We start from the raw sequence: 21,265 nt of genomic DNA, 5'->3' as shown, positions 1-21,265 counted from the left end.
GCGCCGCTGCAGGCGTTGCCGCGACGGTGGCAGCCGGGGCGGCGACGGCCACCGGAGTGGCCTGCCGCGCGGCCGCTTCGGCCTTGACGGCCTTCAGCTCTGCCTTGACGGCCTCCAGTTCGGCGGCCATGCGTTCGATACGGGCCAGCAGTTTGGCGTCGGTGGCGGCATGGCTGGTGCCGGCACTGAAGAGCATGGCCAGGGCCAGGCAGATCGGGGTGGTTTTCATAGGGGCAGACTCCGGGGCAAGGCTGAAGGGAAGGCGCGGGGGCGGGCTCAGGGCGTGTAGCCGTCGGTCAGCGTGTTGAGGAAACTGACCAGATCGGCGATCTCGCTTTCGTTCAGCGCGGGGGCGTCGCCGGGCTTGCGGTTGTAGGGGGCTTCGGTGACGTTGACGTTGGCGTGGTAGGCCAGGGGCAGGTCATCGAACTTGAGCACCACGCCATTGGCGTCGGTGGGGTACCACTCCTCGGGGTTGGTGTCCCGGCGCACGTAGAAGCGCACCGCGTCGGTGAGGGTCTTGATGGCACCGTTGTGGAAGTAGGGTGCAGTCCTGGCCACATTGCGCAGGCTCGGCACCCGGAAGGCGCCGCACAGATCGGTGCGGCCGCTCAGGTCGGCACGGGTGGGGCCACACAGGCCCAGGTCATAGTAGTTGCTGTCGGCGTTGGCCTTGATCTCGGGGTTGCGGGGTACGCCCAGGTTGTCGAAGGTGTTGTCGGTGAACAGGGGCCGGTTGCCGCCGATGGGCGTGCTGACGTGGCAGGCGGCGCAGTTGCCCTTGTTCGGGTCGTTGAACAGCGACCAGCCCTTGAGTTCGGCGCTTGTCAGCTGTGCCTTGCCTGCCTGCCAGAGATCGAATTTGCTGCTGAAGGGGGCGAAGTCGGGGTCTTCGATCTGGTATTGCTGCAGGGCAAACAGCAGACGCGCGAAGGCATCGGCCGGCCGTTCCAGGATGTCGTCGCCGAAGACCTTGCGGAAGGCTGCGGCGTGGGCCGAGCGCTTGAGCTTGGCCACCACGTCGTCGATGCTGGTGTTGGCCATCTCGTTGGGGTTGAGAAGAGGGCCACTGACCTGATCGGCCAGTGACGTGGCACGTCCGTCCCAGGTGAAAGCGCCGGTCGGGGTGCCGTCGCCGGCAAAGGCAAAGGCGGTGTTGAACTTGAGATACTGCAGGGAAGGTGCCTGACGCCCGGCCTCGTGGCCGGCATTGGCGCCGGCCGGCACTGAGCGCGTGTCCGGTGCCGCGTGATGGTTGGCCTTGTCGTGACAGGAGGCGCAGGACATGGCGCCGGTACTGGACAGGATGGGGTCGTTGAAGAGGCTCTCCCCGACCTGTGCGGCGGCCGACAGGGTTGAGGACGACGTGCCGGAGCTGCCGCTCCCTCCACCACCGCAGGCGGTGAGACAAAGGGCCAGGATCATGCAGGCGATTTTGCCAAGACGGTGCATGGACAGCTTTCTGACAGGCCGCATCAGGATGCGGGCGGGGCATCGCTGCGGCGGGATATTGGCTGGCTTGGCACGTTAACGGGCCTGGCTGGCTTGCAGATTGCCAACGTAAAATACGGCTAAGATTCATTCGCAAATGATAATTACTATTATTTAAGGGTTGGGAAGATGTGTGGGCCAATACCCATTGGCTTGATGTGGTCAATTCATGGAGTCGTTTGAAACCTGCCTGAAGGCGGCGGACTTCCGATGAGTCCGGCGTGCCGCTGATCTTGCTCAGCGAGGAGCCCGTTCAGCGCCCCCCGAAACGGCTCGGAGGTACGCCCAGTGCCCGTGAGAACATGGCGGAAAAGGCGGCCTGGCTGGCATAGCCCACGGTGGCCGCAACCTGCGCCACGGGTAGTCCGCGGGAGATCTCGTCCACGGCCCTGGCCAGACGCAACTGCTGGCGCCATGCACCAAAGCTGGTGTCCAGCTCGGACTGGAAGAGCCGGGCCAGGGTGCGCTCGCTGGCGCCCACCTGTTCGGCCCACTCGGCCAGACCGCGACCATCGGCGGGGTCTGCCATGAGGGCGTCGCAGAGGGTCTTGAGGCGCCGGTCGCGGGGGAGCGGCAGCCCCAGGGATAGGGGGCGCGCGATGCGCATCTCCTCCAGTGCCAGCTGCATCATCAGGTGATGACGGGTGTCGCCTGCCCCCTCGGCAATGGTCTCGCAGAGGGCGCGTAGCAGGGGAGACACGTCCACCACGGTGCAGGCATCCAGGGGCAGGGGGGCGGCGGCGGAACTGATGTAGAGGGTGCGCAGCTCCACGGCGCCAAGGACCGTCACATCATGGTCAATCTCCGGCGGGATCCACACGGCACGGTTGGCCGGCACGATCCAGGCCGTGCCGGCGGCGCAGATGCGGATGGCCCCACGGATCGGATAGGCAAGCTGGGCCCAGGGGTGACGATGGGAGGGGACGACCACGTCCGGCGGTAGCGTGCGGACGTTGACGGTCACCGGTTCCGTGGCGGAAGGGGGGCGGCGAGGCAGAGGGTCAAAGGAACGGCGCGTGTGCGGGAGTGGCATGTTTGGGCAAATATCTGTCAGTTTGTCGAAATACAGCCACCGGGGTGAGCGCTAGTATCGGGCTGATTTCCGGCTGATTCAATACAACAATGCGGCGGGCCGGGCCGATGATGCAGCCACGGAGAGTACGCCCATGACCGTCCAGGCAAGCCTTGCACCCCCCCGGCAGGACGCTTACGTGATTGCCCTGGTGGGGTTCGCCCACGGGGTGTCACATTTCTTCCATCTCTTGTTGCCGCCGCTTTTCCCCTGGCTCATGCCCGAGTTCGGCCTGGATTTCGTGGGAATCGGCAGCACCATGACGGTCTTCTTTGTGGTGTCGGGGGTGGGGCAAGCCTTGTCGGGCTTGGCGGTTGACCGTTTTGGACCGGTGCGCGTGCTGGCGGCGGGCATCAGCTGCTTCATTGCCGCCGGGGTGCTGCTTGCCCAGGCGGATTCCTTTGCCGCCCTGATGCTGGTGGCGGCGGTCGCGGGGCTGGGAAACAGCGTCTTCCATCCGTGCGACTTCACCATCCTCAACCGCAACGTGTCGACGCCGCGTCTGGGGCATGCCTTTTCCGTGCATGGCTTGTCGGGCAACCTGGGGTGGGCCCTCGCGCCGGTCTTCATGACGGGTATCGCAGCCCATTCCGGTTGGCGTGTGGCGGCGCTGGCGGCGGGATTGCTGGCGGTGCCGGCGCTGGCATTGATCGTCCTTGGTCGGCGCCATCTGGTGGATGAAAGCCGTGATGCAGTTCCAGCGGGAAGGCCGGTGACGACCCTCGAGATCCTCAAGGTGGGCCCGGTGTGGATGTGCTTTGCCTTCTTTTTCCTGCTCACCATGGCTTTCGGGGCCTTCCAGAACTTTGGCGCGCCGCTGATGCAGGGACTGTATGACATGTCCGTTGGCGGTGCAGCGGCAACCTTGTCCACCTACCTGCTCGGCGGTGCGGTCGGCATCCTGGCCGGGGGCTTCCTGGCCCGTTCGGCACGGCAGGACGCGGTCATTGCCGGCGCCCTGGGGGCGGCGGCGCTGGCGGTGCTGCTGTTGGCCAGCGGCTGGGTGCCGGCCTCTGCCGTGGTCGGCCTGATGGCGTCCATCGGCTTTCTGACCGGCCTGGCGGGCCCATCCCGGGATCTGCTGGTGCGCCGTGCTGCAACTTCCCGTTTTGGTCAGGGGGCCTTTGGACGGGTGTACGGCTTCGTCTATTCGGGCCTGGACACTGGCCTGGCCCTGGCACCACTGGTGTTCGGGGGGCTGATGGACGGGGGGCGTTTCACCACGGTGCTGGTCGGCATTGCTCTCCTGCAGGTGGTCGCCATTGGAACCGCCTTGCGTGTCGTTCGGGCTTGATGCCATAGCCCGCCCATCGCGTCCGGGGCCTTCCTTCTGCCTTGCGTCGTCGAGGGGAATCGCAATGTGTTGCGTTGCGCGCTTGCGACATCCGTCCCGCCCTGACCAGGCTTGTCCGGCAGGCTGGATCTACCATTGATACATATCAATATTCGAACATACGAACATTCTAAAATCGCCCTGTACTGATTTTGCGGTGCACCACTTCATCGGATGGTTCGCAAGAGAGGGGGGCGTATGCAGGCGCTCAAGCAGATATGGGTCGCCTTGGCGACAGTGGCAGTGATGGGGTCGGCTTTTTCGGCCGTTGATCAAAAAACGGGGGCGTCCGATGCGGCGCTACTCAGATCGACTGCTGACCACAGCAAGTTCAAGGAGCTTCAGCGATCCTTCCAGTCGGGCCCCGAGGTCACCAAGGCCTGCCTGACCTGCCACACCGAAGCCGCCAGGCAGATCCACCAGACCCAGCACTGGAAATGGGAGTACGTGAATCCCGGCACCGGGCAGACGCTCGGCAAGCGCCACGTGATCAACAATTTCTGCACCTCCGTGTCGTCCAATTACAAGGCCTGTGCGAGCTGCCACATCGGCTACGGGCTTGACGACAAGAACTTCGATTTTGCGTCGGAGCAGAACGTGGATTGTCTGGTGTGCCACGACAGCACCGGCAAGTACAAGAAGCCCTCCGGCTTCTCCGGCCATCCGGTGACCAAGGACACGGAGTTTCCCCCCGGCTCGGGCAAGATCGTCCGCGGCATTGATCTCCAGGCGATTGCCCAGAAGGTCGGCAAGACCCGCCGCGAGACCTGCGGCACCTGCCACTTCTACGGTGGCGGTGGCGACGCGGTGAAGCACGGAGACCTGGACAGCTCCCTCGATCGCCCGGACAAGGCCCTGGACGTGCACATGGACGCGGAGGGCAACAACTTCACCTGCGCCACCTGCCACAAGACCGAGGGCCACCAGGTGCCGGGCAGCCGTTATGCCCCGACGGCCATGGACAAGGGCGGCGCCCATATCCGCGGCAAGGCCGACAGCACCAATCCGGCCACTTGCCAGGCCTGTCACGGCCAGGCACCTCACTCAATGGCCAAGCTCAATGACCACACCGACAAGGTGGCCTGTCAGACCTGCCATATCCCGGCCTTCGCCCGTGGCGACATGCCCACCAAGATGTCGTGGGACTGGTCCACGGCCGGCAAGCGCGATGCCAAGGGCAAGCCGCTGGTGGTCACCAACGATGATGGTCATGTGACCTACAACGGCATCAAGGGCGATTTCGTGCTCGAAGAGAACGTGCGCCCCGAATACATGTGGTTCAACGGTTCGGTGAAGTACACCCTGATGGGTGACGACATCGACAAGAGCCGCCAGCCCATTGCCATCAACACCTTCGAAGGGGGGCCGGATGACGGTAAATCGATGATCTGGCCGGTCAAGCTCTTCCGCGGCAAGCAGCCCTTCGATCCGGTCCATCGCACACTGGTGGTGACCCATCTGGCCGGTGAGGACGACACCGCCTACTGGAAGAACATGGATTGGGAAAAGGCCATCGCTGCGGGCATGGCGGCGGTCGGCAAGCCCTTCTCGGGCAAGGTGGATTTCGTCGAGACAGTGGCGATGTGGCCGATCACCCACATGGTCGCCCCCAAGGACAAGGCCCTGGCCTGCAACGAGTGCCACGCCCGCGGCGGACGCCTGGACAAGGTCGAGGGCATCTACATCCCCGGCCGTGGTGGGAACCGCCTCATCGATATGCTGGGCTGGCTGGCTTCGGCGGCGATCCTCGCCGGCGTGCTGGTGCACGGCCTCATCCGCTTCGTCAAGCGTAAGCACTGAACGGGAGACGGGATCATGGGACGCGTCTATATCTTCACCCGCTTCGAGCGCCTCTGGCACTGGATCCAGGCGGTGCTGATCATCGGCATGCTGCTGACAGGCTTCGAGATTCACGGCAGCTACCACCTGCTCGGCTTCGAACAGGCCCACAGGGTTCATACCCTGAGCGTATGGGCGTTCATCGGGCTATGGGTGTTTGCCATGTTCTGGCACCTGACGACCGGCGAATGGCGGCAATACATCCCCACGATGAAGAACATCGACAAGATTGTCCGCTTCTATGCGGTGGGGATCTTCAAGGGGGAGCCCCATCCCTTCAAACCGACCCGGGAGCGCAAGCACAACCCGATGCAGGCCCAGACCTACCTGGGCGTGACCGTGGTGGTGACGCCGCTGTTGTGGCTCTCCGGCCTGGCCTACCTTTTCTACAACGAGCTGACGGCCGCCGGCTACCGCATCGATCTGGGCACCATCGCCACCGTGCACACGATGGGTGCCTTCCTGATGCTGGCCTTTCTGATCGGTCACATCTACCTCGGCACCACCGGTCACACGCCCCTGGCCCACTTCCGGGCCATGTTCACCGGGTGGGATGACGATCACTGATTCAAACAATAAAGCAGCGTAAAGGGAGTGGTCATGAAAACACGTCATGTCAGAACCTTGATCGGTGTCCTGGTGGCAGGGCTGTTCCTGCCCATCCAGGCCCGAGCCGAAAGCAATGCCGAACTGCTCAAGCGCATTGAGGCGCTGTCCCAGGAGCTCACCCGCCTGAAGGGCCAGATCGAGGCCAACAACGCCGCGACCACGGCCAACCGCGAGGCCACCGAAGAGCTCAGGGAGAAGGTCGGCAAAGCCGAGGAGAAGTCGTCCGAGCGCTGGCTCACCATCGGCGGTGACTACCAGTTCCGTGCCGACAGTCTGTGGGGTGAGACCAAGCCCTTCACCGATGTCAGTGCCACCTTCGCCAATGCCCAGGCGCAGCTCCAGGCCGCGTTCTTTGCCAACCCCACGCCCGCCACCGGTGCGGCGCTGACCGGCCTGATGCAGTTTGCTCAGAACATGTCGGGCGTGCGCACCTACCAGCAGGCCCAGGGCTTCATGGGCGCCAATGCCGCCATGATGGGCGCGCTAGGCAATTTCGCTGCCCAGGTGCCGGCCTACAAGCCGCGCAATGACACCCTTTACACCAATCGCTTCGGCCTCGATCTGAGCGCCAAGGCCACCCAGGATGTGACCGTCAACGCCCGGCTGGTGATGTACAAGACCTTCGGCGCCGGCGACGACGATGCGGTTACCAACAGCGGCTCAGCGCCTTACTTTGCCGACCGGGTGGGCGTTTTCGACGGCACCCTCGGCCACATCCCGTCGAGCAGCTACCTCAACGTGGATCGCGCCTTTGCCACCTGGAGCAATATCGCCGATCAGGACATCTGGTTCTCGGTGGGCCGCCGTCCGTCCACCCATGGGGCGCCGAGCAACCTGCGCCTCAATGCGCCACGCCCGGGCAATGGGGGCACGCCCTCGCTGCTGGTGGACTATGCCTTTGACGGCATGACCGTCGGCTGGGCGCCCGATATTGAAGCGCTGCCCGGCGCCTACGGCAAGATCTGTTACGGCAGGGGCTTCGAGAGCGGCTTCCGCTCGACCCCTGGCAACTCCTTGCAGGATACCGACATGCTCGGCGTGTCGATCATCCCCATCGACACCGACCCGCTGCGGGTGTGGATGCAGTGGAATCGTGGCTTCAAGATCTTCGATGCACCGAAGATGCAGGACACCTACTACGGCAACACCATGCCCAAGGTCAATCTGGGGGATATCGACTGGTACGGCCTTGGCGCCATGGGCACACTCAAGCAGGTGGGGGTTGGCGACCTCAACTATTTCGCCGACCTGGGCATGAGCATCACCCACCCCAACAACAATGTGTCGGCCCAGTTCGGCTTCCAGGGGCTGCTCACCGGCGGCTTCTTCAGCCCCGAGGCGGCCCGCGACAAGACCGGTACCGCCATCGCCCTCGGTGTGCGCTACGACTTGCCTTCCCGCACCAAGCTCGGGTTCGAATACAACCACGGTTCCAAGAACTGGATCACCTTTGCTCCGGCAGCCACCGACATGTGGACATCCAAGGTCGGTACGCGGGGCAACGTGTATGAGCTTTACCTGATCCAGGAGCTCAACAGCCGGCCGATCTCGTCGCACCTGGCCAAGACCTTCGTGCGTCTTGGCTTCCAGTACTACGACTTCCAATACACCGGCAGCAACAACTGGGTAGGCGCCCCCGTCAAGATCTCGGATGTGAACGGCCAGATGATGACCACCACGCCGCTCGACAACGCGTACAACGCCTACGCCACCTTTGAAGTGAAGTTCTGAGGGCATCACGCCCCCTTGTCTTAGAGGAACCCCGTCATGCGTACACTTGTTTCCAAGCTCATGCTTTCCTTGGTCGTTGCTGTTTCGGCCGCATCCTTCAGTGCGCCGGTGGCCGCCGACGATGTGAAGATGGTCGGCGTCATCACCAAGATCAAAATGGCGTCCGATGGCAAGTCGGCCGTCGCCACCCTAAAGGACAACAAGTCCGGTGACAGCGTGACGATCAATATCAATGACGATCTCACCCTCGACAAGTTCAAGGACAAGCGGATTGTCGAGGGCGACGAGATCCGCGCCAAATACGACAATGCGGGCGGCAAGAACGAAAGCAAGTCCTTCAAGAAGACCGCGGGTTGCTGATCTCGGGCAAGCAGTCGGCGTGCCTGCAGGGGCGGCTCCAGGGGAGCCGCCCCTGCATCTTTCTGACGGCCGCGGCCAGCGCACCCTGGGCATCGCTCACGGAATCATGACGGAATAATTTACACGGCGCGCCAAGGCGGGAGAAAAGTCTGCATGAATTGAAGGCCTTGTGCAGATGGCATCAATGTTGCTGAAGGGCTTCAACCCGGCGGCCACCACTCCGATTCATGGAGGCAGGGGAACACACCTACCTTCAACCAAAGAAACGGAGTGCACGATGTTCAATAGTCGGATTGGAAAGGCTTTTGTGCTGTCGGCGCTGGCCGGTGCCCTGCTGGGGCAGGCCGGAATTGCCGCCGCGCAGACCACGGGTGGGACGACCGCCAAGACCCTGGAGCACCGCGTCGACAGTGTCACCACGGCAGCGGAAACCCGAACCGTGGAAACCTACTCGACGCAGGTGCTGGGCTTCCTGGCCGGCGACCCGACGGCGCTGGTGAATGTTCAGTTTGTGCTGCCTTTCGGTGATGCGGCCGTTCAGGCAGCGTTTGCCACGACCCGAAGCATCCTGGCCGCAGCGTCCGTCAATCCGCTGTCCTTTTCCGGTCCCACGCTCACCTCCAGCAGCCGGGTCCTGAGCAACTCGTCATCGACGGTTTCGGAGGTCAAGACGGGGGAGGAAGTGCTTTGGGTGGAGACGGTCGAGCTGGTGGGTGAAGAGCTCTTCCATATCAATTCGGCCCAGTTTGGCTGCGTGGCGTTGGTGAAAGGGGTCTCCTTCGATTGCACCGTGGATTTCGGCGACGTCTTCGTTGCCGCCGGCGACACGGTTCTGCTGACTTCTGCCGGCATTGCCGATTACCTGCTGCGGACCACGGTGACCACCGAGACCTTCCTCAACACGGCCGTGTATGAAATCGTCGGGACGCCGATCACCCAGTCGGTGCCCGAGCCCGGTACCGGCCTGCTGGTGGGGCTGGCCGGCCTGATCGCCTGGCGGGCCACCCGTCCGCGGACCGGCTCAGCGGCCCCGGCTTCCCTACCGGGCTAAGCAGCGCCCCTTCGCTTCCAGCCAGTACACCACTTCCCCGACCACGACCACGCTGCCCGACACTACCAGGCTCGCGGCCGAGACGGCGCCGGCGAGGACGAGGAGTTCGGCGCAGCCTTCATTGCGGCAGCCGCCGAAGGCACCGACTTGGTAGGCGTCGAGGGTCATGTGGCGCTCGGTGAGGCCGCAGGCGGGGTCGTAGCGCTGGGTTGTGCGCGGAACGAAGATGCAGCTACACAGGACGAGTGCTGTGGCGAGGAGCAGCGGGGTGGCGCGGGGCACGGGGCATTGACCTCCAATCGGCAGCATACCCCGCGGCCTGATGGGTCAGGGGGCCTTGTCTGCGCTGCCTTCGTCGCCCTCGGCGGCTTTGTCCAGCGCTGCCGCGACGCTGCGGGACACGCTCTCGATGTGCTCCCGGGCCGCCTGTCTGGCCGCTTCCGGCTGCCGGGCGACGATGGCATCGATGACCGCATCGTGCTCATCGGCCACCAGCCCCAGGTGGGCGCTAAAGCCACAGGTCTGCACGATGAAGAAATCCGACAGTTCGAAGTTGGCCAGCTGCCGGTTGCATAGAAGGGGTGACTTCGCCATGGCATGGAGCTGGGTGTGGAAGTCCACATTGAGCCGCCGGTATTCGTCGGCGTTGGCGCTGCGGGTGGCGTCGAGGGCGTGGATCTGGTCGTTGATGAGGCGCAGGCGGCTGATGTCGGCGGCGCTGGCCCGGCTGGCGGCAAGCTCGGCGATCAAGCCTTCGGTAAGCGCAAACATACGGTAGAAATCCTGGATCGCCTCGGGGGTCGGTGTGACCACCTCGCAGCCGACCTGGGCGGTGATGGTCACGAAGCCCCGTTCCTGCAGGCGGTACAGCGCGGTCATGATGGGGTGCCGGCTGACCCCCATCTCCTCGCCGATCTCTTTGACCAGGATACGGTCGCCAAAGCGGTACTGGCACGTAAACAGGCGCTCGAGGATCTCCTGGTAGATGTAGTTCTTCTTGGCCATGGGCGTGCGTCCGGATGCGGTTGGGTGGGTGCGGGCGGATGGTATCACCCTCGCCCGGGGTGATCTGGCGGCTAAGGGCGTCGGGGCGCCGGGGCCGTCGGTTGGGGGGCAGCGGTCTGGCTCTTGTGCTTGCATGCTAGCATGCAAGCGCTGTAGAGTGCCGTTCCATCAAGGCCGCACTTCATCGACCCCCATCAGCCCGCCACGAGCGGCGAGGAGACCCCTGGCGTGGAAACCAGCGCAGATTTCGACACCGACGTATTGATCATCGGCTCCGGCCCCACCGGCGGTACGGCCGCCCTGGCCCTGGCGACCCAGGGCGTGCGCGTCCATCTCGTGTCGCGCACCCATTGGCTAGCCGACACGCCGCGGGCCCACATCACCAACCAGCGCACCATGGAAGTGCTGCGCGACCTGGGCATCGAGGACGAGGCCATCAAGTACGCCACGCCCTGGGAGCAGATGGGCGACACTCTGTTCACCACCAGCCTGGCGGGGGAAGAGCTGGTGCGCCTGCGCACCTGGGGTACGGGCGACGAACGCAAGGGCGACTACCTGCAGGGCAGCCCCTGTGGCCTGCAGGACATTCCCCAGCCGCTGATCGAGCCGGTGATCTTCAAGAATGCGGCCGAGCGCGGCGCGCACTTCTCCTTCAACACCGAATACCTGTCCCACCAGCAGGACGGGGAGGGCGTCACGGCCATGCTCCGGGATCGCCTCACCGGGCGCGAATACACACTGCGGGCGCGCTACCTGATCGGTGCCGACGGGGCCAAGTCGAAGGTGGTGGATGAGCTGGGCCTCAACATCGAGGGCCATCTGGCCCGGGCCGGCACGGTGTATGTGATCTTCAAGGCCGACCTGAGCCGCTACGTGGCCCACCGCCCAAGCATCCTGCACTGGATCGTCACCCCGAGCGCCAGCTTCGGCGAGATCGGGATGGGCCTGCTGCGGGCCGTGCGCCCGTGGGATCGCTGGATTGCCGGCTGGGGTTTCGACATCTCCCGGGGCGAGCCCGATCTCGACCCTGCGCTACTCCTCGACCGGATCCGCACCCTGGTGGGCGACCCGGCGCTGGAGGTGGAGATAGAGCGCACCTCCGTGTGGTACGTGAACCAGGCCTATGCCACCGAGTACAGCCGGGGGCGGGTGTTCTGCGGCGGGGATGCGGTGCACCGCCACCCGCCGTCCAGCGGCCTGGGCCTCAACACCTGCGTGCAGGACGCCTTCAACCTGGCCTGGAAGCTCGCCTATGTCATCAAGGGCGATGCCGGCCCCGGCCTGCTCGACAGCTACAGCGCCGAGCGGGCGCCGGTGGGCCGGCAGATCGTCACCCGGGCCAACCAGTCGCGCCTCGACTACGCTCCCCTCAAGGCGGCCTTCCGCGTTGAAGGCGCCGACAATCCGGTGGCCGCCGGCATCGCCCGCTTCAAGGACCCGGGGCCGGAAGGCGTGGCAGCGCGACAGGCCGCGGAGGCGGCGCTGGCGCTGAAGAACACCGAATTCAACGCCCAGGGCGTGGAGATGAACCAGCGTTACGTGTCGCGGGCCGTGATGCCCGACCCGGCCGCTGGCGAGGAGGTGTGGCGGCGTGATCCGCAGCTCCATCTCCAGCCCACCACCCGCCCGGGGGCCAAGATTCCCCATGCCTGGTTGGTGGACAAGCGCGGGATACGCGTATCCACCCTGGATGTGACGGGCAAGGGCGGCTTCTCCCTGGTCACCGGATTGGCCGGCGGTGCGTGGTCTGATGCGGTCCATGAGCTGGATCTTCCTTATCTACGGGCGGTGGTGATCGGCCAGCCGGGCGCGGCCGACCCTTACTGCGGCTGGCAACGCATACGCGAGCTTCCCGAGGCCGGTGCCCTGCTGGTGCGCCCGGACGGGTATGTGGCATGGCGTCATGCCGAGCCGCCTGCCGATGTGGCCGAAGCACGCGAGCTGTTGGCCACTGCCCTTGGCGCCGTACTGGACAAGCGTCTTCTCTAGCAACAGGCGTCCCGCACTTTCTTCACGCAACACCCCACCCATCACAAGAACAGAGGAGACACCATGAACATGCACCACTTCCGCAAGCCCATCCTGGCCGCCGCCATGGCCCTGGCCGTAGGCCAGGCCTGGGCCGACATTAACGTCGGCGTCATCTTTTCCCTGACCGGGCCGGCGGCCTCGCTGGGTCTGGAGACCCGCAAATCCATCGAGCTGATGCCAAAGATGATCGGCAAGGAGAAGATCAACTACATCGTCCTCGACGACGCCACCGACCCCACCAACGCCGTCAAGAACGCCCGCAAGCTGGCGGGTGAGGACAATGTGGATGTGTTCTTCGGGCCCAACCTGATCACCTCCGGTCTGGCCATCGCCGACGTGGCCAACGAAAAGAAGGTGCCCCTGCTGTCGCAGGCGCCCATCGTGGTGCCGCCGGAGAAGCACAAGTGGGCTTTCCGCGTGGAGCCCCTGGCCGACGTGATGGTGGGCCGGGTGGTGGCCGACATGAAGGAGCGCGGCGTCAAGACGGTGGCCTTCATCGGCTTTTCGGACTCCTGGGGCGAGCTGCTGCTCAAGGGCCTGACCAAGACGGCCGAGGCCGCCGGAATCCGCATCGTCGCCACCGAGCGCTTCGGGCGCACCGACAACAGCGTGACCGCCCAGGCCCTCAAGCTGGTGGCCGCCAAGCCCGACGCTGTGTTCGTCGGCGGCTCCGGCACCCCGGCGGTGATGCCCCACACCACCCTGCGGGATCGCGGCTATGCCGGTCCGATCTACCATTCCCACGCCGTCGCCAACAAGGACTTCCTGCGGGTCGGCGGCAAGGCCGTGGAGGGCGCCCGCCTGGCCGTGGCGCCGGTGCTGGTGGCCGAACAGTTGCCCGACGCTCACCCCAACAAGCAGGCCGGGCTGGCCTTCGACAAGGCCTTGGAGGCCAAGTACGGGCCGGAGTCCCGCTCCAGCTTTGCCGGGGCCTCGTGGGATGGCTGGCTGATCCTGGAGGGCGCCCTCAACACCGCCCTGAAGAGCGCCCGGCCGGGCAGCCCGGAGTTCCGCGAGAGCCTGCGCGCTGCGCTGGAGAAGACCACCCGGGTGGTGGGCGCCAACGGCACCTATACCATGAGCGCCGAAGATCACGGTGGCTACGATCCCAAGTCTGCCGTGCTGATCGAGGTGGCGGGGGGCAAGTGGAAGCTCGTGAAGTAGGCTGGTCCGCACCACGCCTTGGGGTACCCTCAGCACTTGATGAGCCCTTGCGGTGGAAATGACGGCTTGTCCTGATCCTCGTCAACGCCCGCCGCGTCCGTTTCATTGCCTTAGCCTGCCGGTGCTTCCATAATCGGCGTGTCCCGTCGCTAAAGTTCGGCCATACGGGGATTGCGGGGCATCGGTGTGATCATGGGGGCATTGCGCTTCGTCGCGATTGCCGCCGCTGTCAGTGCTGCGGCGGCGTTCTGGTGGTGGTCCGACCAGATGGATCGTGAGCGGGAGCGGCAGCATGCCATGCAGTACAACGGCCTTCCGAATCTTTCGGTGACGGCCGGCCCGCACGCCAGCCGTCCGCGCTTTCAACCCCTGCCGGCGCCACCGCCGGTGTCCGAGGCTAAGCGGGCGCTGGGTGAGCGCCTGTTCTTCGAGCCCCGGCTTTCCGCCGACAATTCCATCTCCTGCGCCAGTTGCCACGAGCTTGCGCGGGGCGGTGCCGACCATCGGCGCGTCCCAGTGGGCGTGGGCGGAGCCCTCGGCAACGTCAATGCGCCGACGGTATTCAACGCCGCGCTGGCTATTGCCCAGTTCTGGGACGGACGGGCGTCCACGCTGGAAGAACAGGCGGCGGGGCCGGTGCACAACCCCGTCGAGATGGCCTCCAACTGGCCGCAGGTGCTGGCCAAGCTGGGGCAGGACGCAAGCTACATTGACGCCTTTGCCCAGGTGTATCCGGGGCAGGCGATGACCGGCGAGCGCATCGTCGATGCGATTGCCACCTATGAGCGCAGCCTGTTGACCGAAAGCCGCTTCGACCGATTCCTGCGGGGCGAGTCGGCGGCGCTCGGTACGCTGGAGCAGGAGGGCTATCAGCGGTTCCAGGATTTCGGTTGTGCGAGCTGCCATCAGGGCGCCTTGCTGGGCGGAAACATGTTCCAGCGCTTTGGCGTGATGGCCGATTATTTTGCAGGCAAAGCCGTCAACCCGGCCGATCTGGGGCGTTTCAACGTCACTGGGCGCGAAGAAGACCGCCACGTGTTCAAAGTGCCCAGCCTGCGCAATGTGGCGGTGACACCGCCGTATTTTCATGATGGTTCCGCGGACACGCTCGATGAGGCCATCGTGTTGATGGGGCGTTATCAGTTGGGGCGTGAGCTGGAGCCGGCCGATGTGGCGGCGCTCAGGGCGTTCCTGGGGGCGCTCACTGGTGAGTGGCAGGGGCGTGAGTTCCAATGACTGGACCGGATCCGGAGGGCACCGCCGTGCAGCCGCCGTTGCGGCAAAGCCTGCGCCTGGGGATCGTGGCGGGGGCCCTCGCCCTGATACTTGTGCTCGCCGGCCTCTTCATGCGTGCCGAAGCCGTCGATTCGGAGCAGCATTTTGCCTACGCGCAGCTCCTGCGTGACCTGCGGGAGCTGGACGCGCGCATCGACGGCGAGCTGTTGGCCAATCGCCTCGAGTTCTCCCGCAACTACGATGCCTTGACCCGCTATACCGAAGAGGCTCGCCGCCGGGTCGCCTTGGCGCGCCAGGTGCCCACCTACCTGGCGGCGGTGCCGCGGGATGCAGTGGCCGCTGCAGCGGATGCACTGTTGGCCAGCCTGCAGCGCAAGGCCCAGGCGGTGGATGATTTCAAGCGCAACGAGTCGGTGTTGCGCAATTCCCTGGCCTACCTGCCAACCGCATCGGCGAGTCTGCTTGATGAGCGCCTGGAGCCGCCCTTGAGCATGGCGGAGCGCCAGGCGATCAGCCGCTACGTGCGGAGCGTGCTGGTGTTTGCCCGGTCGCCCGATGAGGGTAGTCAGGCGGCGCTCGTCAAGGCTGCCGAGCAGTTGGCGGCGGTGCGCATGACCGAGGCGACCGTCGGCAGGCGCGGGGCGCACGACGAGCGGGTGCAAAACTTGCAGCGCCACGGCGAGGTGATCCAGGTACGCATGAGCGCAGTGGACCGGCTGATGGCCGACATCTTCGCGCTGCCCACCCGCGACCAGTTGGAGGCCCTCAGCCGTGACTACACGGCGGGCCATGGGCAGGCCCTCGACCTGGCAGCGCGTTATCGGACCTTGCTATATGCGCTGATGGTGGCGCTGGCGGCTTACCTCGCCCTGACCTTCGTGCGTCTTGCTCGGGCACGCCGCTCTCTGGAGGCTGCGCACCGGGAGCTGTCTGCGCGTTTTGCGGCCCAGCAGGCTGCGGAGAAGCGGCTCAGGCTGCATGCCACTGCCTTTGAAAGTGCCCACGATGGCATCACCCTGACCGATGCCCGGGGCAATATCCTTGATGTGAATCCGGCCTTTTCGCGCATCACCGGGTGGGCGCGCAGCGAGGTCATCGGCCGCAATCCACGGGTGCTCAAGTCGGGGCGCCACGATCAGGCCTTCTATGAGGCCATGTGGCGGAGCATTGCCCAGGACGGCGGCTGGCACGGGGAGATCTGGAATCGCAACAAGTATGGCGAGATCTATCCTGAGCTCCTGTCGATCTCCGCCGTGCGCGACGGGGTGTCGGGCGAGCTCACCAACTATGTTGCCGTGTTTGCCGACATCCGCCGGCTGAAGGCCCAGGAGCGCCAGCTCACCAAGATGGCCTATTACGATGCCCTGACCGAATTGCCCAACCGCGCCCTGCTGGTGGACCGGCTCGAACAGGCCACGGCCCAGGCCCATCGTTCCGGTTCCCTGCTGGCCGTGTGCTACCTCGATCTGGACGGGTTCAAACCGATCAACGACAAGTGGGGGCACGAGGCCGGCGACCATGTGCTGGTGGAGATCGCCCGCCGCCTGCGTCTTGCCCTGCGCGGCGGCGACACGGTGGCCCGCCTGGGGGGCGACGAGTTCGTACTTCTGTTGCTCGGTCTGCACGGTGAGGCGGAATGCCACGAGGCCATCCAGCGCTTCCTGGTGCAGATCGCCCAGCCCCTCGCCTGTCTGCCGGAACCGGCTGCGGTGTCAGCGAGCGTGGGGGTGACGCTGTTCCCGAAAGACAGCAGCGATTCGGACACCTTGCTGCGCCATGCGGACCAGGCCATGTATCTGGCCAAGCAGGCGGGCAAGAACGGATACCAGCTATTCAGTCCCGCGCTCGACCACAGCATGCGTTCCCGCTACGACCTGGTGGCGCACCTGCGCGAGGCACTGCGGGACAAGGCCTTCGTGCTGCACTACCAGCCCCAGGTGGATATGCGGGCGGGCAAGGTGATGGGGGTGGAGGCGCTGATTCGCTGGAATCACCCGGAGCGGGGCCTGGTGGCACCCAACGAGTTCCTGCCCCAGATCGAGGACGATGATCTGATCGTCCGGTTGGGGGATTGGGTGATCGAGGAGGCCCTGGCCCAGCTGGCGCGCTGGCGGGAGTTGGGGCTGGTGCTGCGGGTGGGCGTCAATGTGGCGAGCCGGCAGCTACAGTCCCCGGATTTCGTGCAGAAGCTCAAGGCGCAGTTGCTTCCTTACCCTGGGATAGCGCCCCATCTGGAGCTGGAGCTCCTGGAGACGGCGGCCCTGGAAGATGTGGTCAAGACCTCGAAGGTCATCGATGACTGCCGGGCCCTGGGGGTGGGCTTTTCCCTCGATGATTTTGGCACGGGCTATTCATCCCTTACCTACCTCAAGCGCCTGCCCGCCGAGACCATCAAGATCGACCAGAGCTTTGTGCGGGAGATCCTCAGCGATCACAACAACCTCATCATCGTGCAAGGGGTGATCGGTCTGGCCAAGGCCTTTCAGCGCCGACTGATCGCCGAGGGGGTGGAGACCCCCGAGCACGGCCGGCTGCTGATGCAGCTCAACTGCGATCTGGCCCAGGGCTATGGCATCGCCCGGCCGATGCCGGCCGACGCGCTGCCGGCCTGGCTGCAGGCCTGGCGCCCCGACCCCGGCTGGATGGAGATTGCGGGCCTGGCCTGGCAGGTGGCCGATTACCCGCTCTTCATCGCCGCCGTCGAGCACCGCAACTGGGTTGCCCAGCTGGTCTACGCGGCCAACGAGGGCCTGCCCGTACCCCAGCAGCACCTGGAGGATCACCGCCGTTGCCAGTTCGGTATCTGGTATGACACGGTGGGCCGTTCCCGCTATGCGGGCCACGCCCAGTACGGGGCGCTTGATGCGCCGCACCGTCAGGTCCATGCCCTGGCCGAGCGCATGGACCAACTCTGGCGTGATGGTCGCAACGATGAGGCCCGCCGCTGCCTGCCCGAACTCATCGCCAGCCGGGATGCGGTGCTGGCTGCCCTGTGGGCGCTGCAGAAGGTCATCGCGGTTCCACGGGAAGGCTAGCCAGGCCGGGCCTGGGGCGGCGCACCTGCGTGCTGCCTGCCGACCGTCTCATCCCCCTGGGGCGACGTCGTCCTCCACTACCCGGAATGCCGCCTGGCGATACCGGGCCAATCGCATCACCACCAGCTGGTGGGATCGGATCAGAGCGGCGCGCAACTCGACGTCGGGCAAGGGAAAGGGCGCTTCCATCGAGACCCAGCGGGCGCGTGCCAGGTAAGGCGCCGGGCGGATGCCGGGCCGGTCGGTGAAGGCGAGAAACAGATCGTTGTCCACCTTGAAAGCCAGGCTTTCGCGTCCTTTGGCCGGAAAGCTCAGGAGGGCGAACATCTTGTTGTCGGCAATCGAAAACACCCGGTTGTTGCTCCACTTGATGGACTCGTGGGCGCCGGGAAGCTGAAGGCAGAGTTCTGCGACCTGGGTGGGTGTCATGGGCTTCGGATGCGTGGTGGCGAGGCTTTGGTGTCGGTGGATGCGATCCCTGTTCGATGCGCCGCCCGGCTTCGTCCGGCGGAGCGTCTTAGGTTGGTGTAGCAGAAAATCAAAGCGGGATCACCACGATCAAACCGGGCAGTCAATCACGAGAATCGAGATGTCATCGTGGGCCGGGACGGTGTCCAGGTGAGCAGCGAGCGCGGCTCGAAGATGGGCGATCAGGTCGTCGCCGCGGCGGACGGCAAGGCTGCCGGCCAAACGTGCTTCGCCAAAGGCTTCGCCCGTGGGGCCGGTGGCCTCGACGACACCGTCGGAAAGCATCACCAGCCGGGTAGGCTCGGCCCAGGTGAAGCGCTCGACGGTCTTGATGCCCTCGGCGTCGCGGGTGACCCCAAGGGGAAGATTGTGGGACTCGAAGCGGCGCACGATGTGGCCGGCATCGTCGAGCATCTGCACGCCGGGGATGCCGCCCACCCAGACTTCGCCACTGTGGTTTGCCTCGTCGAGGCTCACCAGTCCGGCGGCCACGAAGCGTCCTGCGGGCAGCGAGGTGGCAAGCACGAAGTTGATGGACTCGATGATGCCGGGTAGCGATTCGTTCTGCTCCACGAGGCGGTAGAACTCCTGTACCACCGGCAGCGCGCTCACCGCAGCCGCCAGTCCGTGGCCGGTGGCGTCTGCCAGCAGGGCGTGGAGGCGACCGTCCGGCGAACGGGCGGCAAGGATCAGGTCGCCCGAAAAGTGGGTGGCGGGCATCACCGCGTACTGGATTCCCACCTGACGGATGAGGTCGGTACGGATCTGGTGGTTGAGGATGTGCCGAGCCATCTTCGCTTCGCGCTCGTGCTCGTCATAGTGGTGCTGGAGCAGACTGGCTTGTTCGCTCACCTTGATCTGGACGAGCTTGTTCTCGGTGTTGTCCCGCAGGGTCTCCACCACCGCAATCAGCTTGCCGGCTTCGTCAAACACCGGGCCGGCATCCACCACCAGATAGAGCTGTTTGTTGCGGCGGGGCATGGCGCACCAGTTTTCGGCATGCACCCCGTGGGCAGGCGTGTTGGGCTCATCATGGGTGGTGTAGAGCTTGTCGATCAGCGACCAGTCGTTGCGTGCCACCAGATCGGCCAGGCAGGGCCGGGGGCTGTAGTAGAAAGCCCGCCAGTGATCCCGGGTGCCGATGACTTCACGAGCCGCAATGCCGGTGAGGCGCTCGCAGGCCTGGTTCCAGATGAGCACTCGCTGTTCCGCGTCAAGCACGAAGGTGGGCACCACCAGATGCTCCATGAGGGTGACCGCAAAGTTGGTGGCCTGGCCGTGTTCCGTGGCGGTGGGCTGGGGCGACATGGAAGTTCTCCTTGGGTCGATCAGACGGGTGAGCGTTTGCGCAATCCGTTTACGGCGCTGTGGCGTTGATCTTTTGCCCCCGGGGTCAAGGTCCGGGCGCACCCTCCGCAGTCGCCGGCCTGGCGGGATCGTGACTGTAAGCCGAGAGAGAACCGCCTCCGTTGGGGGGGAAGCCCCAAAAAAAGGGCGGCCCGAAGGCCGCCTGAAACAACGCTACAACAGGGTTCTTTACGTGCTTACTTCTTGCGGGCCGGAGGCACGTCGGTGCAGCTACCATGGGCCACTTCGGCGGCCATGCCGACGGTCTCGCCGAGGGTCGGGTGGGGGTGGATGGTCTTGCCGATATCCACCGCATCCGCGCCCATCTCGATGGCCAGGCACACTTCGCCGATCATGTCGCCGGCGGAGGGGCCGACGATGGTGCCGCCGATGACCCGGTGGGTTTCCGCATCGAAGATCAGCTTGGTGAAGCCGTAGTCGGCGCCGTTGGCGATGGCGCGGCCGCTGGCAGCCCACGGGAACTTGGCGGTTTCCACCTTCTTGCCTTCGGCCTTGGCCTGGGCTTCGGTGTAGCCGACCCAGGCCACTTCGGGATGGGTGTAGGCGACGCCGGGGATCACGGTGGCGTCGAAGGCGGCCTTGTGACCGGCGGCGACTTCGGCGGCCACGTGGGCTTCATGCACGGCCTTGTGGGCGAGCATGGGCTGGCCGACGATGTCACCAATGGCGAAGATGTGCGGCACGTTGGTGCGCATCTGCGCATCCACCGGGATGAAGCCGCGCTCGCCAACGATGACGCCGGCCTTCTCGGCGCCGATCTTCTTGCCGTTGGGCGCGCGGCCCGCCGACTGCAGGATCATGTCGTACTTGACCGGCTCGGTGGGGGCACCTTCGCCTTCGAAGGTGACGTAGAGGCCGTCTTCACGGGCATCCACGCCAACCGTCTTGGTCTTCAGCATGATCTTGTCGAAGCGGCTGGCGTTCTGCTTTTCCCAGACCTTGACGGCGTCGCGGTCGGGGCCTTGCATCAGGCCGTCCATCATTTCCACCACGTCGACGCGGGCGCCGAGGGTGGAATAGACGGTGGCCATTTCGAGGCCGATGATGCCGCCGCCGATGACCAGCATCTTGGCCGGCACGAAGCGCAGTTCGAGGGCGCCGGTGGAGTCCACGATGCGCGGGTCACGCGGGATGAAGGGCAGATGCACCGCGGCGGAGCCGGCGGCGATGATGCAGTTCTTGAACTTGACGACCTTCTTGCCGCCGGTCTTGTCCTGGGCGCTGCCGGTGGTTTCTTCGACTTCGAGGTGGTGCGGGTCGAGGAAGCTGCCGTAGCCGCGGATGATGTCGACCTTGCGGCCCTTGGCCATGCCGGCGAGGCCGCCGGTGAGCTTGCCGACGACCTTGTCTTTGTGGGCGCGCAGGGCGTTCACGTCGACGCTGGGCTTGGCGAAGCTGACGCCGGCCACGGAGGCGTGTTCGGCTTCGTCGATCACGGCGGCCACGTGTAGCAGGGCCTTGGACGGGATGCA

The 21,265-nt window shown here is 65.2% G+C and carries 18 protein-coding genes; 10 read left to right on the top strand and 8 right to left on the bottom strand.

From position 1 onward, the window contains the following. From J0L98_RS16985 to J0L98_RS16975, 3 genes are all read right to left on the bottom strand, one after another. A partial coding sequence (locus tag J0L98_RS16985) for a hypothetical protein (protein ID WP_296413016.1) occupies positions 1 to 229 on the bottom strand: 229 nt, incomplete at its 3' end. Positions 230 to 276: 47 nt separating this feature from the next. Further along, positions 277 to 1,425, bottom strand: coding sequence for a cytochrome c peroxidase (locus J0L98_RS16980; RefSeq protein WP_296413015.1), 1,149 nt, complete (start codon positions 1,423 to 1,425; stop codon positions 277 to 279). Between the two features lie 319 nt (positions 1,426 to 1,744). Further along, entirely contained in the window at positions 1,745 to 2,455 is a 711-nt protein-coding gene (locus tag J0L98_RS16975; protein ID WP_296413014.1) for a helix-turn-helix transcriptional regulator, read from the bottom strand. Between the two features lie 202 nt (positions 2,456 to 2,657). Here J0L98_RS16975 and J0L98_RS16970 point away from each other — a divergent pair, with 202 nt between their 5' ends. The 6 genes from J0L98_RS16970 (at position 2,658) to J0L98_RS16945 (ending at position 9,486) form a co-directional block, all read left to right on the top strand. Then, entirely contained in the window at positions 2,658 to 3,857 is a 1,200-nt protein-coding gene (locus J0L98_RS16970) for an MFS transporter (protein ID WP_296413013.1), read from the top strand. A 237-nt stretch (positions 3,858 to 4,094) separates the two neighbouring features. Then, positions 4,095 to 5,696, top strand: coding sequence for a tetrathionate reductase family octaheme c-type cytochrome (locus tag J0L98_RS16965; protein ID WP_296413012.1), 1,602 nt, complete (start codon positions 4,095 to 4,097; stop codon positions 5,694 to 5,696). 15 nt (positions 5,697 to 5,711) lie between these two features. Next, complete coding sequence (locus tag J0L98_RS16960; RefSeq protein ID WP_296413011.1) at positions 5,712 to 6,302, top strand: cytochrome b/b6 domain-containing protein; 591 nt, start codon at positions 5,712 to 5,714, stop codon at positions 6,300 to 6,302. Between the two features lie 33 nt (positions 6,303 to 6,335). Then, on the top strand, positions 6,336 to 8,075 hold the full coding sequence (locus J0L98_RS16955; protein ID WP_296413010.1) for a DUF3373 family protein: 1,740 nt from the start codon (positions 6,336 to 6,338) through the stop codon (positions 8,073 to 8,075). Positions 8,076 to 8,111: 36 nt separating this feature from the next. Continuing rightward, positions 8,112 to 8,435, top strand: coding sequence for a hypothetical protein (locus J0L98_RS16950; protein WP_296413009.1), 324 nt, complete (start codon positions 8,112 to 8,114; stop codon positions 8,433 to 8,435). 277 nt (positions 8,436 to 8,712) lie between these two features. Beyond that, positions 8,713 to 9,486: a hypothetical protein gene (locus J0L98_RS16945; RefSeq protein WP_296413008.1), complete on the top strand. Its 774-nt coding sequence runs from the start codon at positions 8,713 to 8,715 to the stop codon at positions 9,484 to 9,486. Here J0L98_RS16945 and J0L98_RS16940 read toward each other — a convergent pair. Further along, entirely contained in the window at positions 9,475 to 9,768 is a 294-nt protein-coding gene (locus tag J0L98_RS16940; RefSeq protein WP_296413007.1) for a hypothetical protein, read from the bottom strand. The genes J0L98_RS16945 and J0L98_RS16940 overlap by 12 nt on opposite strands. A 45-nt stretch (positions 9,769 to 9,813) precedes the next feature. Continuing rightward, complete coding sequence (locus J0L98_RS16935; protein WP_296413006.1) at positions 9,814 to 10,491, bottom strand: GntR family transcriptional regulator; 678 nt, start codon at positions 10,489 to 10,491, stop codon at positions 9,814 to 9,816. 228 nt (positions 10,492 to 10,719) lie between these two features. Between J0L98_RS16935 and J0L98_RS16930 the strand changes: the two genes are divergently transcribed. The 4 genes from J0L98_RS16930 to J0L98_RS16915 all read left to right on the top strand — a co-directional run bounded on the left by J0L98_RS16930 (position 10,720) and on the right by J0L98_RS16915 (position 17,957). Continuing rightward, entirely contained in the window at positions 10,720 to 12,480 is a 1,761-nt protein-coding gene (locus J0L98_RS16930; RefSeq protein ID WP_296413005.1) for an FAD-dependent monooxygenase, read from the top strand. A 63-nt stretch (positions 12,481 to 12,543) separates the two neighbouring features. Further along, complete coding sequence (locus tag J0L98_RS16925; protein WP_365954980.1) at positions 12,544 to 13,686, top strand: ABC transporter substrate-binding protein; 1,143 nt, start codon at positions 12,544 to 12,546, stop codon at positions 13,684 to 13,686. A gap of 192 nt (positions 13,687 to 13,878) precedes the next feature. After that, positions 13,879 to 14,922 carry a cytochrome-c peroxidase gene (locus J0L98_RS16920; RefSeq protein ID WP_296413004.1) on the top strand — a complete coding sequence of 348 codons (1,044 nt, stop codon included), beginning with the start codon at positions 13,879 to 13,881 and terminating at the stop codon, positions 14,920 to 14,922. Positions 14,923 to 14,948: 26 nt separating this feature from the next. Beyond that, positions 14,949 to 17,957 (top strand): EAL domain-containing protein, encoded by a 3,009-nt coding sequence (locus J0L98_RS16915; RefSeq protein WP_296413003.1) that lies wholly within the window; start codon positions 14,949 to 14,951, stop codon positions 17,955 to 17,957. 48 nt (positions 17,958 to 18,005) lie between these two features. On the opposite strand, the gene J0L98_RS16910 is transcribed toward J0L98_RS16915, so the two are convergent. The 3 genes from J0L98_RS16910 to lpdA all read right to left on the bottom strand — a co-directional run. Beyond that, on the bottom strand, positions 18,006 to 18,386 hold the full coding sequence (locus J0L98_RS16910) for an MmcQ/YjbR family DNA-binding protein (protein WP_296413002.1): 381 nt from the start codon (positions 18,384 to 18,386) through the stop codon (positions 18,006 to 18,008). A gap of 129 nt (positions 18,387 to 18,515) precedes the next feature. Further along, the gene (locus J0L98_RS16905; RefSeq protein WP_296413001.1) at positions 18,516 to 19,733 is read right to left on the bottom strand and encodes a SpoIIE family protein phosphatase; all 1,218 of its coding nucleotides are present in this window, start codon (positions 19,731 to 19,733) and stop codon (positions 18,516 to 18,518) included. Positions 19,734 to 19,969: 236 nt separating this feature from the next. After that, positions 19,970 to 21,265 (bottom strand): dihydrolipoyl dehydrogenase (gene lpdA / locus J0L98_RS16900; protein ID WP_296413000.1); only part of this gene is annotated, 1,296 nt, incomplete at its 5' end.

Source organism: Zoogloea sp., assembly GCF_017302315.1.
Classification (GTDB): domain Bacteria; phylum Pseudomonadota; class Gammaproteobacteria; order Burkholderiales; family Rhodocyclaceae; genus Zoogloea.
The sequence above is the reverse complement of the archived record's forward strand: the minus strand, read 5'-3'. Positions and strand labels throughout refer to the sequence as shown.